Origin of the sequence: Chryseobacterium populi, assembly GCF_000282115.1 — a bacterium.
Taxonomy (GTDB): Bacteria; Bacteroidota; Bacteroidia; order Flavobacteriales; family Weeksellaceae; genus Chryseobacterium; species Chryseobacterium populi.
The window spans coordinates 139,089-153,010 of record NZ_AKJY01000012.1; the positions used below are offsets into that span (position 1 = coordinate 139,089).

Sequence of the window (13,922 nt, forward strand, 5' to 3'; positions counted from 1 at the left end):
CTTTCATGATGTTTTATATGGCGTTTTTAGTATTCGGGAAAACTTATTCCGGAAACTTTACCGTCTATATGAAATATAAAGATGATACGAAAGATTTGCAAAATAAGATAAATCAGCTAAAAAAAGGAGGAACATTAGATGGAGGGAATAAAACCTATTTTGTTACATCACTTTGGCTGAAATCAGATATGACCATTCAGAATATGAAGTTAGTATCTATTCCTACGGATGTTTCTGACGTCAGTGTACTGAATATCGGGAATGATTTATTTACCAATATCTATAATTCGTCAAAAGAAGGTAAACAGCATTATGAAATTTCAAAAGCTTATCCGGGTTTCAGTAATATTACCATTAGAAATATTGATATAGACGGTAACCGGTCCAATCAAAAAAATCTTGGGGTTGAAGTTAGAGACGGAGGAAAGCATGGAATTAATATTAAAGGTTTTGCCAATCATATAAAGTTGGAAAACCTTAATATACACGATTGTGCTACCGATGGAATTGCTATATACAGGGGCCTTCATACGAATCTTTTAGGCAATACGGAAATGTTTGCTTCAAAAAATATAGAGCTGTATAATGTGACTTCAACCAGAAACAGGCGACATGGTGGATCAGGTGATTCAATATCCGATTTTAAATGTACCAACTCTAAATTTACTGAGAACGGAAAATCTTACGGAAGTAATCTGCAAAAAAATAATGGTTTAGAAGGGGCCAGATATAATGGGAACCTGTATGGGAATGGATGGGATATGGAAGGATACGGACTTGGCTCAGGGGTGAAAAATATGTACTTTAAAAATACCAGTTTTGTTGATAATATGGGTGGTGGTGTTGTATTTTATGACATCGCTGACAGCAATGAAAAACAATTCTTAACGAGAGAAAACATTGTCATTGACGGTTGCACTATTGATGCCGGAAAAAAGAACCCTTCAGGATATTTTTCATTGGTTTTTTCAAGTACGATAGAAAGCAAAAAAAACAAAAAGAAACTATATTCAAACCTGAAAATTATAAACTCGAAACTGTATGGGAAATTACTGTTGAGATCTGTGAATAATATCTATTTAGAGAATACAACGATTTCCAGTAATGACAAATACAATGGGTTGTTGGATAATGTAAGTAATCTTTCTTCCGCATTTACAGGGAAATCAAAAGGTAGTTTTTTGTGGGAAAAGTATGATTTTTTTAATGTAAAATAAACCCTGTTTTAAATGAAAATTTTACATGTAATCACCCGTTCCGATTTAGGGGGAGCTCAGACAGTGGTAATCAATCTTGCCAATTCTATGTGCAGAGATCATGAAATTACGGTTGTTGCAGGAGAAGAAGGCCCTATGTGGGATGCTTTGGATGTGAAAATAAAAAAAATAAAAATATCCGAAATCGTCAGGTCAATCTCACCTGTAAAAGATCTCAGTGCATTGCTTAAATTAAGAAAGCTATATTCATCTGTAAACCCTGATGTTATTCATCTCCATTCATCAAAAATAGGAGTGTTGGGCAGATTGGCATTTCCTAAAGAAAAGACTGTGTATTCTGTGCACGGGTTTGATTCTATAAGGCTTGCTTACCGGAAATTCCTTCCGTTGGAGAAATTGCTTAAAAATCGTTGTAAAGCCATTGTTCTGGCAAGTAATTATGATAAACAGAATATGATCCATGAAGGGATTAAAAATCATTTGCATATCGTATACAACGGGGTAAATATACCGGAAGCTGAAGAAGGGTTAGTGATCAAAGGAGTAGAGAAATATAGGAAAGTAGTAATGTGCATTGCCCGGATTTCACCTCAGAAACGATTTGAAAGCTATCTTGAAATTGCAAAATTACTTCCACAGTATGCCTTTGTCTGGATAGGAGCAGATAAAGAATATACAGATCTTCCGGATAACGTTTTTTGTTTAATGGGGTTTCCGGATGCAAAAAGGTATATTCAGCTGGCTGATATTTTTGTTCTTCCAACCAATTATGAAGGCATTCCGATTGTTATTGTGGATGCTTTGAGCTACAAAAAACCTGTTATATCATCAGATGTTGGTGGGATCTCGGAAATTGTATTGAATAATCAAAACGGATATGTTATTGATAATGAGGACGCCGTTTTTGCCGAAAAGATCAGTTATATTTTAGAAAATGAAAAGATTTATCAGGAGTTTTCCGAAAAATCATCTGAAATATTTCACAAAAATCTGACCATAGAAACAATGGTAGATCAATATACAGATATATATAAAATGTGATATAAACTAAAAAGAAATGAAAGTCATCTTCATTTTTATAACAATATTTTCATATATATTGTTGTTTCGTAGTATTTGATAGATGTTATTGAGTTATTTTTTAGTATAATTTTTTTTACTTATCTTCATTTTGAAAAATAAAACTAAAACTAGTATAACAAATTAAACAATAAATTTATTGTTACAAAATCTAAAAAAAAATGCATTTAGCTATATAAAAAAGAAAAATAAGTTTAAAAAAAACGATCTATAAAAGCTTTTGTAGAATTAATATAGCTATAATATATTGTATAAAAAACTTTCTTAAATTCGTAGGAATTTTTTATACATTTAAGATAACGAAATGAGAGGTTTCATATCAATCATTTTATAAACACATTTTGAAAAAAATAAAGTGGAAAACATTTTGACAAAAGCATTTGTGATGATGAAAGAGAATAAGCAGGTATTTAAAGTGAGTGTGCTCACCAAAGTCTGCTTGTTCATTAATGTTAGTGATATCTCATTAAAACTACTTAATGACAGAAAATTTAGGAAAAAATACAAAGCAATTCTGTATGACTCCAACCAATCAAGGATAACCGTTACAGAATATCTTGAAAAATTTAATATTTCTTGTATTGTTCTAGAAACATCCAATATCAATCATTTACACAAAAATCTGGCAAATGAAATTGTTGCAGCAAGAAAAAAAGGAATTGTTGTATATGATGCCCATGAATTTTATGAACATGTAAATAAAAGAATTCCTTTGGTAAGGCTAAAAACCAATGAATATCTGGTGGATGATATTTTTACCATCGGGCAGAAACAGGAAAAATTCAATCTTAAAAGATTCATTGATATTCTTGTAAGTCTTTTATTGATCCCATTTGTTATCCCATTGATACTTTTAGGTTTTCTTATGGTAAAGCTCAGTTCGAGGGGAAGTGTTCTTTTTTCTCAGGAAAGAGTGGGAAAGAATTCAAAGCCTTTTACAATTCATAAGATCAGAACAATGGTTTCAAAGCATAGCGGTGATTTTACAACGAAAAATGATATGCGGGTAAACCGTGTCGGTAAATTTCTCCGGGTTACTAAAATTGATGAGCTTCCTCAGATCTGGAATATCCTTAAAGGGGATATGAGCCTTATTGGCCCGCGTCCGGAAAGGCCACACTTTGTCAAAATATCCAATGAAGAAAACGCAATGTTTGACCTCAGGCATTTGATTAAGCCTGGTGTAACAGGATGGGCACAGGTCAATCTACCGAAAGCAACTCCAAAAGATAACTTAGAAAAACTGGAGTATGATCTCTTTTACATCAAGAATTACTCAATCCTTTTTGATGTGCTTATTGTTTTTAGGACAATAAAGATTGTTTTCACGCTAAATAGTAATTAAATTTGAAGAAAAATATATTTTTTGTACTGTTTTTTGAACTAAGATTACAGTATTAAATGCACTATTTCATCTTATGACGATAAAAGAAACCCCGCTTAAAGATTGTTACATCATAGAACCTACTGTTTTTGAAGATGACAGAGGTTATTTTTTTGAAAAGTTCAATGAAAAAAAATTTGAAGAACTGACGGGGATGAACGGTCATTTTGTTCAGGACAATATTTCCAAATCCTCTTATGGTGTCCTGAGAGGGATTCACTTACAGAAAGGAGAGCACGCCCAGGCCAAATTGGTTTCCTGTTTAGAAGGGAAGGTTTGGGATGTAGCGGTAGATTTGAGAGAAGGTTCCCCTACATTCGGAAAATGGTTTGGGATTGAGCTTACCGAAGAGAATAAACTGCAGCTGTATATCCCCAGAGGCTTTGGTCACGGTTTTTCCGTAATCAGTGATACAGCGGTATTTGCTTATAAATGTGATAATTTTTATAATAAAGAATCGGAAGGAAGCGTAAAATTTAATGATCCTGAGCTTAAAATAGATTGGAAAATCGACGAAAGAGAAGCTGTGCTTTCAGAAAAAGACCAGAATGCTCCCGGATTCCAAGATAAAAACTTCTAATACGAATTTAATAAACCACTATCATCAGTGGTTTTTATTTTTTTAATGTAAGCTTTTTAATATTTTGTATCTTTGCAAACTCAAAATCAAAAAGATGCGTACAAAATCTGTAGGGAAGAAGAAAATAAACATTGTCACTCTTGGTTGTTCTAAGAATGTGTATGACTCTGAAGTTTTAATGAGTCAGTTGAAGGCCAATGGGAAAGAAGTGGTTCATGAAGACAGAGGTGATATTGTGGTCATCAATACCTGCGGATTTATTGACAATGCAAAAGAAGAATCGATCAATACGATTCTTGATTATGTAGAAGCTAAAAACAGAGGTGAGGTAGAAAAAGTTTTTGTGACCGGCTGCCTTTCTGAAAGATATAAGCCGGATCTGGTGAAGGAAATTCCTGATGTAGACCAGTATTTTGGAACCAGAGATCTTCCGGTTTTGTTAAAACACCTTGGGGCAGATTACAAGCATGAGCTGGTAGGTGAAAGACTTACAACAACCCCAAAACATTATGCTTACCTGAAGATTTCAGAAGGTTGCGACAGACCTTGTTCTTTCTGCGCCATTCCTTTAATGCGTGGGACTCATGTTTCAACACCTATTGAAAAATTAGTCAGTGAAGCTCAGAAACTGGCCAAGAAAGGAACTAAAGAATTAATCCTGATTGCTCAGGACCTTACCTATTACGGGTTGGATATTTATAAAAAACGTGCCCTTGGAGATTTACTGAAAGAGTTGGTAAAAGTAGAAGGAGTTGAATGGATCCGTCTTCATTATGCATTCCCAAGTGGTTTCCCGGAAGATGTTCTGGATATTATCAGGGAAGAACCTAAAGTTTGTAATTATATAGATATTCCTCTTCAGCATATCAATTCAGATCTGTTAAAATCTATGAAGAGAGGAACAACTCATGAAAAAACAAATGCCCTTTTGGCTAAATTCAGAGAGAAAGTTCCGGATATGGCGATCAGAACAACACTGATTGTAGGATATCCCGGTGAAACGGAAGAAATATTCCAGGAACTGAAAGATTGGGTAAAAGAACAAAGGTTTGACAGATTGGGATGTTTTACTTATTCCCATGAAGAAAATACATCAGCATACGTCTTGGAAGATACAATTCCTCAGGAAGTAAAAGAAGCCAGAGTAGAAGAGATCATGGAAATTCAGTCACAGATTTCCTGGGAAAAGAATCAGGAAAGAATCGGACAGGTTTATAAATGTGTGTTTGACAGAAAAGAAGGAAACTATTTTGTGGGAAGAACAGAATATGATTCTCCGGATGTAGACAATACCGTACTGGTTTCTGCAGATAATACCTATATCTCAATCGGTGAATTTGCTGAAGTAAAAATCATTTCTGCAGAAGAATTTGATCTATATGGCGAATTAACTTAATATATCATTTATTATCATAGAGAATTTTTAAACGTTTTCAATTATTAATATTTTAAAGTTATTATATTAATAAAAATTAATGATTTTAGTTATTAATCTGTATTAAATTAATTGACTGATTATTAAATACTTATGTTGTTCACATATGTGACCTCCTTGTTTTTTTTAACATAAAGTATTAATATTAAAAAATTATATCTTAAATTTGCAACATAAATAATTTTTTACTAGTCTAATTGTTTATAACTGAATTTTGTTATATCAGAGTATCATTATATTTTAATTTATTCTGATCAGTAAATAGCACAAGTTGGTATATGGGTATTTAGACCTCCTGAAAATTATTTATGGTGAAAAAAAAGTAATTTAAAAATCTTTAAAAACTTATGAAAAAATTTTTATTCACAGCGACTATGCTCGTTTGCTTCTCCGCGCTTTCTAAGGCTCAGCAAGGACGTGTGGGTGTAAATACGACTACACCTGCGGCTACTCTAGATGTTGTAGCTAATACTACTGATGCTACTAGACCCGATGCGCTATTGGTCCCTCGTATGACAAGAACTCAATTGGCAGCTAAAGACGCTGCTTATGGTAACAGTGGTACAGTTGCAGCTGATAATCAGAATGGTGCAATTGTTTTCGTTACTGATGTTACGGGTACTTCTACAACTAAAACTGCAAATGTAACGGCAACAGGATTCTACTATTATGATGGTCCGAACGCTGTTTGGGTTGCAGTAGGTGGTGGTGGTTCTGCTACTCCTCAGAGATATGAAGGTATCAGAGGTAATGTTACAATTACTCCAGCTGCTTCATATACTGTATTGCCTACAGATCACGTAGTTGTGACTACGGGTTCAGGTACGGTAAATGTTGTGTTACCTGATCTTACAACTTCAGCAGCAGATGTTGGGCGTGTTGTTAAAATTGTTAATAATAACAGTACGGCAACAGGACTGTCATTCAACCCTACTACAAATCTTAGAGGTAACTTAACAGTGAACCAATTTAGAGGGATAGAGTTTGTTTGGACTGGAACTTTATGGGTATCTGCACAAAAATAATTTTAAAATATAATAAAGATGAAAAATATTTTATGCCTTTTGGCTTTAACTACCCTTGGTTCTCTTATTAACGCCCAGGTAAATGTAAATAACGGCACACAAGCTACAATTACTAATTCAAATGTATTATTAGATGGTAGTTCTTCTTATAGTGCAGAAGCTGGTGCTGGTCCTAACGTTGGTAAAGGTGTTGTAATACCAAGTGTTGACTTGGTTAACTTTGAATTTGATCTTACCCTAGCAGACGGTATTACGTTCCCAACTTATTTTGACGGTATGATTGTATATAACAATGCTACCGGTACTACACTTACAGCTGGTAACAGATCTTCAACGGCAACAGCAGTTGCACCGGGATACTATTTCTTCTATAACCCAACGGGTTCTAGTACAAGTAGTGTTAATCCAGGGGTTTGGAGACCACTTGGAGGTAGTTCAAGAGTAAATGTCGGAACTACAGAAACGGTTACAAATACTGCTATAAACAATGCTCAGGTATATGCTATCAAAGGTACATTTGCAGCTTCCGGAACTTCTACTGCAGTAGATATTCCTTCTCCTACAGGAATGACAGCTATGTATGCTATTACGATTTACAGAGCAGGAACTAATACAGTATACTCAAGAGAATTATATTCTTATACATTAGGTACTGCCGCTGGTAATGCTATTACAGGTTCTCCGAGCATGTCAGTTGTTTACCCTTCAGGAACATACGATTATGTATTAGAATATCTTAAATAGATTGACTGATTATTTTAATCATATATAAATAAAAAAAACCAATGAGATGATTCTCATTGGTTTTTTTATGCATGAAGCTTTTAATTCAAAGTGGATACTATTTATTTGAAAATAAGGTACCTATATATTATTTTAAGCTTACAGTTCTGGTTTCTTTTGATGATTTTTATTTTTATAATGCAAAGAAAAGTTATCAGTCGGACATATTTAAGATGAGCAAAGTTTTGAATCTATAAAATAGATTTTCAAAAGAATACTTCATAGCAGCTTTTCTTTTCTTAAAATATAGCAATCGGATTTAAAAGCTTTGCGTTAATAAAAAAATGGTGAGTGTAAAATAGTATAATTACCTAAAATAATAGCGTAGATAATAGTTTTTGATAACTCCAAACCTGATGTTAAAAAAGTTTGCTGGAACAGGGAATATTACACATACTTTTATTTAATGCTAAGGTTTTAATAAGTTAAATATTATTAAAATATTGATTTTCAGATGGTTTTAAAATAGAGCTTAATGAATTATGCAGAAGTTTGTTAATTATGTTAACTTTTTTAGCTTTATTTTAACATTTTTTAACAGTATACTGTAAAAGCCCTATTGGCAGTAAGTTACAGGTTGTTTTAACAAATAGTTTTGTTTTTGTTAACTGTTTTTAACAATCCGGCTAGGGACTTTAGAAGATTCCTGATACATTTGCCCTGTCAAAACCAATAAAATTTCAAAATGATGAAAAGATTCATTCTCGTAATCATAATGATGATTTCAACACTTGGTGTTTATTCTTTTACGAATAATACCATGGATGCGAAAAAAACAAGTTATGCATCGTACTACCACGATAAATTTAACGGTAGAAAAACAGCTAGCGGAGAGATCTTTGATAACTCAAAGTTTACCGCAGCAAACAGAACGCTTCCTTTTGGTACAACCATTAAAGTGACCAATCTGAACAATGGAAAAGAGGTTATAGTAAGGATAAATGATAGAGGGCCTTTCCATTCATCAAGAGCATTAGATATGTCTAAAGCTGCGTTCGACGAAATCGGAAATATCAGTCATGGTACAATTCCGGTGGAATATGAAATTGTCGATTAAATTTATGATTTAAATTAAAAAAAAGCCAACTGATTCAGTTGGCTTTTTTATTGTATTAAACATCCAGTTCAAGCATGGCAGGGCAATGATCAGAATGCATGGCTTCTTTTAAAATAACAGCTCTGGAAAGCTTCTCTTTTAATGCATAAGACGTAAAGTTATAGTCAAGTCTCCAGCCTTTATTTTTAGCTCTTGAATTTTGTCTGTAACTCCACCATGTGTAATTGTCCGGTTCATTATTAAAAAATCTGAAACTGTCTATCAATTCACATTCTTCGATGAAACTGGTCATCCATTCTCTTTCCATAGGTAAAAAACCGGAAACATTCTTTAAGCGGATAGGATCATGGATATCGATCGCCTGATGGCAGATGTTGAAATCCCCGGAAATAATGAGATTCGGAATTTCTTTTTTTAAATTTTTGATGTAGGCCAAAAAGTCATGGCAAAACTGCATTTTAAAACCCAGTCTTTCAATATTGGAAGCAGAAGGAACATATACTGAAATGACAGAGTAGCCATCGAAGTCAGCCCGGATAATTCTTCCTTCACTATCATAGCTTTCAATTCCACAGCCATACTCTACATGGCGAGGTTTGATTTTTGAGGCGATTCCGACCCCGCTATAGCCTTTTCTCACGGCTGAATGCCAATAACTATGATATCCTGATTTTTCAAGACTTTCAATATCGATCTGATCGTTTCCTGCTTTACTCTCCTGAATGCAGATAATATCCGGGTCAGCAGTCTTCAGCCAGCCCAGAAAATCTTTCGTGAATGCCGCTCTGATTCCATTGACATTGTATGTGATTAATTTCATTAGTCTTCTATAAAAATTTTAAAATTTTCATTGTATTTTGACGGGATAAATTCAGTGATGGTATAATCCGCTACTTCATGAATATAAAAAGGATCTTCAGAGATGATCTGTTCAACCTCTTTTTTAGATTCAGCATTGGCAATAATGATACCTCCCATTCTTGGCTCTTTTCTTCCTGAGGCGATGAATTGCCCGGATTCATAGTGCTTATCGAGGAAAATGTTATGCTGTGGAATAAGCTGCTCTACATTTTCAATAGAACTCTTATAGGTAAGTGAAATAATAAACATGACTTATTTTTTACGAAGATATGAACTATAAAAAAGAAGCGGAAAAAATCAATTGATTTTTTCCGCCTTAAACCCAAAATTAAATAAACTATGAAAAAAACTACTTGGGTTCTAAAATGCTGATAGGAATAATACATTCTTCCAGTGAAATTCCGCCATGCTGGTAGGTTTCTTTATAGTAATTTACAAAGTGATTATAATTCTTAGGATAGGCCAGGAAAATATTGTTCTTGGCAAAAATATATTTGGAACTTAAATTTCCTTTCGGTAAAAATAATTTTTCAGGATTGGTAATCGCCCAGACATCACTGTCATCGTACGTTAAGCTTTTACCTGTTTTATAGCGGATATTGGTAGAAGTTTCTCGGTCACCCACTACTTTACTCGGTTTTTTAACGTAAACGGTTCCATGGTCAGTGGTAATTACTAATTTGAACCCGTTTTCAGCAGCTATTTTAATGATTTTCAATAACGAAGAATTTTCAAACCAGTTTAATGTCAGAGACCTGAATGTTTTATCATCACGGATTAACTGATCTACGATATGATTATCAGTTTTGGCGTGTGAAAGAATATCAATAAAATTGTAAACAATGACTAATAAATCATTGTTCTTATGCTGATTGAAATCATCATAGATTTTTCTTTCAAAATCCGCATTCAGCACTTTTAAATATTTCATCGATTTAGAGCCTAAACCGATCCTTTTCATCTGATCTTCAAGAAAATCACGTTCATATTCATTTTTGTTCCCCTCTTCATTGTCATTAAACCATTTATCAGGGAAGCGTTTTTCAATTTCAGAAGGCATTAAGCCCGCAAAGAAAGAGTTTCTTGCATATTGTGTAGCCGTAGGAAGGATACTGTAATAATAATCTTCAGAAACTTTATTGTAATACTTCGTAAACAGGGGTTCAATCACTTTCCACTGATCATATCGGAGATTGTCAACCATTAATAAAAGAACTTTGTCTTTTTCAACTTCAGTTTTCACCTTTTCCTTGAAAAGAGTATGGCTCATAATTGGTTTATCAGGACCGCTTAACCAGTCTTCATAATTGTTTTCAATGAATTTTGCAAACTGTATATTGGCTTCTTCTTTCTGAGACTGGAGAAGGTCGGCAAATTCATTATCCGCTACCTTGTCAAACTTAATTTCCCAGTTTACAATTTTCTTATAATATTCAGCCCAGTCCTGGTATGATCTTAAATAAGAAAGTTCCATAGAAAGGTTTCTGAATTCCTGCTGATACTGTAAAATGGTTTTTTGCTCAACAAGATCATCCTGCTGAAGGTTTTTCTTTAATGAAAGCAAAATCTGGTTGGGGTTGACAGGTTTTAAAATGTAATCTGCAATCTGCGATCCGATGGCTTCTTCCATAATATGTTCCTCTTCACTTTTAGTTACCATTACGATCTTTAAAGAACTGTCTTTTTCTTTGATCATAGGAATAGCTTCGAGACCGGAGATTCCCGGCATATTTTCATCAATAAGCGTTAATGCAAATTTTTCTGAATCTATTAATTCTAATGCCTCGTTCACATTATTAACTGGGGTTACATGATAACCCTTTTTTTCCAAGAATACGATATGAGGTTTAAGTAAATCTATTTCATCATCTATCCATAGTATCTTTTCCGACATAATATTTTATTTTTTACATGGTTATAATATCAAAATGCTGACCAATTCTTTCTAAAATCTGCCAAAAAGAACAGATAATTAGTTAAATTAAAGTTAAATGAAATATAGTGAATTATCGGCCATATTCCACTATAATTAATGTCCTGTTTTTAAGTATTCAAGAGCTCTTTCCAGAACCTCATCTTTTCCTTTCCTGATGCCTGCAACAGTAGGCTGTATAATGATGTCCGGAATGATTCCGATCCTTTGGGTTTCTTTACCGTCGGGATAATAGGCGCCAAGGCCGGTGAAGCTGGTATCTAAATCAGCAATCTTAAACCTGATAATATCTCCGTTGGCTCCGGAAGTATAGCTGCCTATAATTTTTGCTTTTGGATGCTGCTTAAACATCATAGTGGTGGTTTCAGCCTGGCTTTGGGTATTCTCATCTACCAAAACTACCACATTTCCTTTGTAATATTCACTGTTTTTTCTTCCGATACTGTTTTTTCTTATGTAAAATTTACCAGGATAATGGGTTTCCGGATAATTAAACTGATAATAGATCGTATTTTCAGGAAGCAAAAGCTTGCTTAAAGGTAAAATAGTCTGTCTCGGGTAGTTTCTTAAATCAAAAATAATAGATTCGGTATTTTTTAAAGAAGCATACATTTCGTCCAGATCCTCCCTTTCAATGAGTTCCATATTGACATAACCTGTTTTCCGGCTTTTATCTAAATATTTCCATTTTTCCGGTTGGCTGTTTTTTTCATGAACAATATCTCTGAGAAGATAGGTTTTTATTTTCAAGGCTAAATTTTGACCGTTCCTTTCCAGCTTAAGGTCAATAGAATCATGATTGGAAAAAAGAAGAAGGTTTTTCACTTTTTTCACCTTACCCCAGGAGTTGGAAGCAGGAATGTATTTTCCTAGGCTGTTAACCATTTGCGGAATTGTTTTCCCGTTGATATCATAAATGACATCACCGGTTTTCAACAAATTGGGTTCATCAAATTTAATAGGGTTGATTATGGTTACAACCAGCTTACCTTCGGCATATTTATATTCCACCGGGATTGTTCTTCTTCCGTATTGATTGAGACTGATCAGTGGTGAAAATAAAAAGGCATGGGAATCATCCACTTTAGTCACTAGTTCAGCCAGTGTCAGATGATAAGCTGTATCATTATTGATTTCAGCAAATTTGGGGATCATTTCAGTTAAAACCTCATTCCAGTTTTGGTCGGTTTCATACTTATATGGAAAAAAATATTCCACATAATTCCAATATCTGAATAATTCCAAAAGGCTGACCTGCTTTGAGGTATATTTTGATCCATAAGAATTTTCATTCCTGAAAAATATTTTTCGTCCGCCTTTCCCGAAGTAATAATGATCACCCATCAATCGGTTTTTTTCAATATTATTCAGTTTTTGAACAACATTATCAGTAAATATATTTTGATTGTTGATCCAGCCCAGGTCAAAATTTTTGAGGAAATATATTTTGGAATCTTCCTGCTGACAGGGTAAGCAGGTTTCAACTTTTCCGAGACTGTCAATCCAGTTAGAATATAATTCATTCAATTGATTTTTGTTGCTGATTTTTTCAAGCTCATCAATTTTCTGAAAAAGCTGCTGATCCCAGTTATAAGTCCCTTTGGCGACGTCGGGATGATAATATTTTAGAAATCCCCAAATCTTACAAAGTGATTCCAGCTTCTGAACTTCAGATAAATTCTGCGCTGAAAAATGTAAACTTAAAAATAGCAAAATGAAAAGTGAGAATTTTCTCAAAGGTTATCCGGGTTTTTATTAAATCAAAGATAATTTTTAAACATAAACAGAACAAATATTTTCATTAAATCACCAATATCTTATTAGAATTTTGTGAAATATGCTGTTTTTTTCTTATATATTTGTATATTAAATCACTATATTATGAAAAAGAAATATATTTTAGCACCTATATTAATTTCAGGTAGTATTTTGGCTCAAACAGGCAACGTAGGGATAGGAACATCTGCTCCCGATAATAAACTGGACGTCAATGGAGATGCCAAAGTAAGAGTGATGAGTGCTGTACCGTTAAATACTTACATTACTCCCGTTCTTAGCGACATCAACGGTGTCTTAGTTAAAAATAACCCTGTATACTTAGGGACAACAGTACATACAGTATCACCTACATTAGCGCCGGGTTCTACATCAAATCTCATTACAGGCTTGCCACAAGGAATTTATAAAGCATTTGTTTATGTTGCAAATGCATGCGGTGCAGTAGGTACAGCCGAATATTATATAGGTAATACTCCTTTGAATAATGGATTGACTATAAATTTTTTGGGAGGAATGTTGAATAGGGGAACCAATCAGTCTCCAACTGTTACAAGAGTAGGTGTAACCCCGGCTTCTACACTTAATACTACATGGACGGGCCTTGTAAACTGTGCAGGAGGTGATGCTACAGCGTTTAATTACATCCTGTCACTTTCATCCGTGGGTAATATTGAAATTACCAATAATGGAAATATAGACAGGACTTACGCTATTGTTCTTACAAGGATTTATTAATATTAATTTGATGGTTTCTATTGTCTTTCCTAAATTTGTACTCATATAATACT

General features: G+C 33.8%; 13 protein-coding genes. 9 read left to right on the forward strand and 4 right to left on the reverse strand.

The genetic code is table 11. From position 1 onward, the window contains the following. Nucleotides 1-5 precede the first annotated feature (5 nt). The 8 genes from PMI13_RS03900 to PMI13_RS03935 all read left to right on the forward strand — a co-directional run bounded on the left by PMI13_RS03900 (nt 6) and on the right by PMI13_RS03935 (nt 8,561). A complete protein-coding gene (locus PMI13_RS03900) occupies nt 6-1,217 on the forward strand; it encodes a hypothetical protein (RefSeq protein WP_156104392.1) in 1,212 nt (403 codons plus the stop codon). A 12-nt stretch (nt 1,218-1,229) separates the two neighbouring features. Beyond that, nucleotides 1,230-2,258, forward strand: coding sequence for a glycosyltransferase (locus tag PMI13_RS03905; RefSeq protein ID WP_007840920.1), 1,029 nt, complete (start codon nt 1,230-1,232; stop codon nt 2,256-2,258). A 394-nt stretch (nt 2,259-2,652) separates the two neighbouring features. After that, on the forward strand, nt 2,653-3,642 hold the full coding sequence (locus tag PMI13_RS03910; RefSeq protein ID WP_007840922.1) for a sugar transferase: 990 nt from the start codon (nt 2,653-2,655) through the stop codon (nt 3,640-3,642). Between the two features lie 73 nt (nt 3,643-3,715). After that, nucleotides 3,716-4,261, forward strand: a complete 546-nt coding sequence (gene rfbC / locus PMI13_RS03915; RefSeq protein ID WP_007840924.1) for a dTDP-4-dehydrorhamnose 3,5-epimerase — start codon at nt 3,716-3,718, stop codon at nt 4,259-4,261. Nucleotides 4,262-4,355: 94 nt separating this feature from the next. Then, complete coding sequence (gene rimO, locus PMI13_RS03920) at nt 4,356-5,657, forward strand: 30S ribosomal protein S12 methylthiotransferase RimO (protein ID WP_007840926.1); 1,302 nt, start codon at nt 4,356-4,358, stop codon at nt 5,655-5,657. Between the two features lie 551 nt (nt 5,658-6,208). Continuing rightward, a complete protein-coding gene (locus PMI13_RS03925) occupies nt 6,209-6,721 on the forward strand; it encodes a hypothetical protein (RefSeq protein ID WP_156104393.1) in 513 nt (170 codons plus the stop codon). 276 nt (nt 6,722-6,997) lie between these two features. Then, complete coding sequence (locus tag PMI13_RS21495) at nt 6,998-7,465, forward strand: hypothetical protein (protein ID WP_238536274.1); 468 nt, start codon at nt 6,998-7,000, stop codon at nt 7,463-7,465. 724 nt (nt 7,466-8,189) lie between these two features. Continuing rightward, nucleotides 8,190-8,561, forward strand: coding sequence for a septal ring lytic transglycosylase RlpA family protein (locus PMI13_RS03935; protein WP_007840934.1), 372 nt, complete (start codon nt 8,190-8,192; stop codon nt 8,559-8,561). Between the two features lie 55 nt (nt 8,562-8,616). Here the strand turns inward: PMI13_RS03935 and PMI13_RS03940 are convergent, their stop codons facing one another. The 4 genes from PMI13_RS03940 to PMI13_RS03955 all read right to left on the reverse strand — a co-directional run bounded on the left by PMI13_RS03940 (nt 8,617) and on the right by PMI13_RS03955 (nt 13,092). After that, entirely contained in the window at nt 8,617-9,381 is a 765-nt protein-coding gene (locus PMI13_RS03940; protein ID WP_007840941.1) for an exodeoxyribonuclease III, read from the reverse strand. After that, nucleotides 9,381-9,671, reverse strand: coding sequence for a YciI family protein (locus PMI13_RS03945; protein WP_007840943.1), 291 nt, complete (start codon nt 9,669-9,671; stop codon nt 9,381-9,383). The genes PMI13_RS03940 and PMI13_RS03945 overlap by 1 nt, the downstream gene beginning before the upstream one ends. Before the next feature lie 100 nt (nt 9,672-9,771). Then, on the reverse strand, nt 9,772-11,316 hold the full coding sequence (gene porX, locus PMI13_RS03950) for a T9SS response regulator signal transducer PorX (RefSeq protein WP_007840945.1): 1,545 nt from the start codon (nt 11,314-11,316) through the stop codon (nt 9,772-9,774). Between the two features lie 135 nt (nt 11,317-11,451). Beyond that, nucleotides 11,452-13,092 (reverse strand): S41 family peptidase, encoded by a 1,641-nt coding sequence (locus tag PMI13_RS03955; protein ID WP_007840952.1) that lies wholly within the window; start codon nt 13,090-13,092, stop codon nt 11,452-11,454. Between the two features lie 144 nt (nt 13,093-13,236). Here PMI13_RS03955 and PMI13_RS03960 point away from each other — a divergent pair, with 144 nt between their 5' ends. Beyond that, the gene (locus tag PMI13_RS03960; RefSeq protein ID WP_007840955.1) at nt 13,237-13,869 is read left to right on the forward strand and encodes a hypothetical protein; all 633 of its coding nucleotides are present in this window, start codon (nt 13,237-13,239) and stop codon (nt 13,867-13,869) included. Nucleotides 13,870-13,922 lie beyond the last annotated feature (53 nt).

Bases quoted from the DNA above. Each gene is read 5' to 3' on its own strand.
- PMI13_RS03900 (WP_156104392.1), top strand. From the start codon at position 6: ATGATGTTTTATATGGCGTTTTTAGTATTCGGGAAAACTTATTCCGGA.
- PMI13_RS03905 (WP_007840920.1), top strand. From the start codon at position 1,230: ATGAAAATTTTACATGTAATCACCCGTTCCGATTTAGGGGGAGCTCAG.
- rfbC (WP_007840924.1), top strand. From the start codon at position 3,716: ATGACGATAAAAGAAACCCCGCTTAAAGATTGTTACATCATAGAACCT.
- rimO (WP_007840926.1), top strand. From the start codon at position 4,356: ATGCGTACAAAATCTGTAGGGAAGAAGAAAATAAACATTGTCACTCTT.
- PMI13_RS03925 (WP_156104393.1), top strand. From the start codon at position 6,209: ATGACAAGAACTCAATTGGCAGCTAAAGACGCTGCTTATGGTAACAGT.
- PMI13_RS21495 (WP_238536274.1), top strand. From the start codon at position 6,998: ATGATTGTATATAACAATGCTACCGGTACTACACTTACAGCTGGTAAC.
- PMI13_RS03935 (WP_007840934.1), top strand. From the start codon at position 8,190: ATGATGAAAAGATTCATTCTCGTAATCATAATGATGATTTCAACACTT.
- PMI13_RS03940 (WP_007840941.1), bottom strand. From the start codon at position 9,381: ATGAAATTAATCACATACAATGTCAATGGAATCAGAGCGGCATTCACG.
- PMI13_RS03945 (WP_007840943.1), bottom strand. From the start codon at position 9,671: ATGTTTATTATTTCACTTACCTATAAGAGTTCTATTGAAAATGTAGAG.
- porX (WP_007840945.1), bottom strand. From the start codon at position 11,316: ATGTCGGAAAAGATACTATGGATAGATGATGAAATAGATTTACTTAAA.
- PMI13_RS03960 (WP_007840955.1), top strand. From the start codon at position 13,237: ATGAAAAAGAAATATATTTTAGCACCTATATTAATTTCAGGTAGTATT.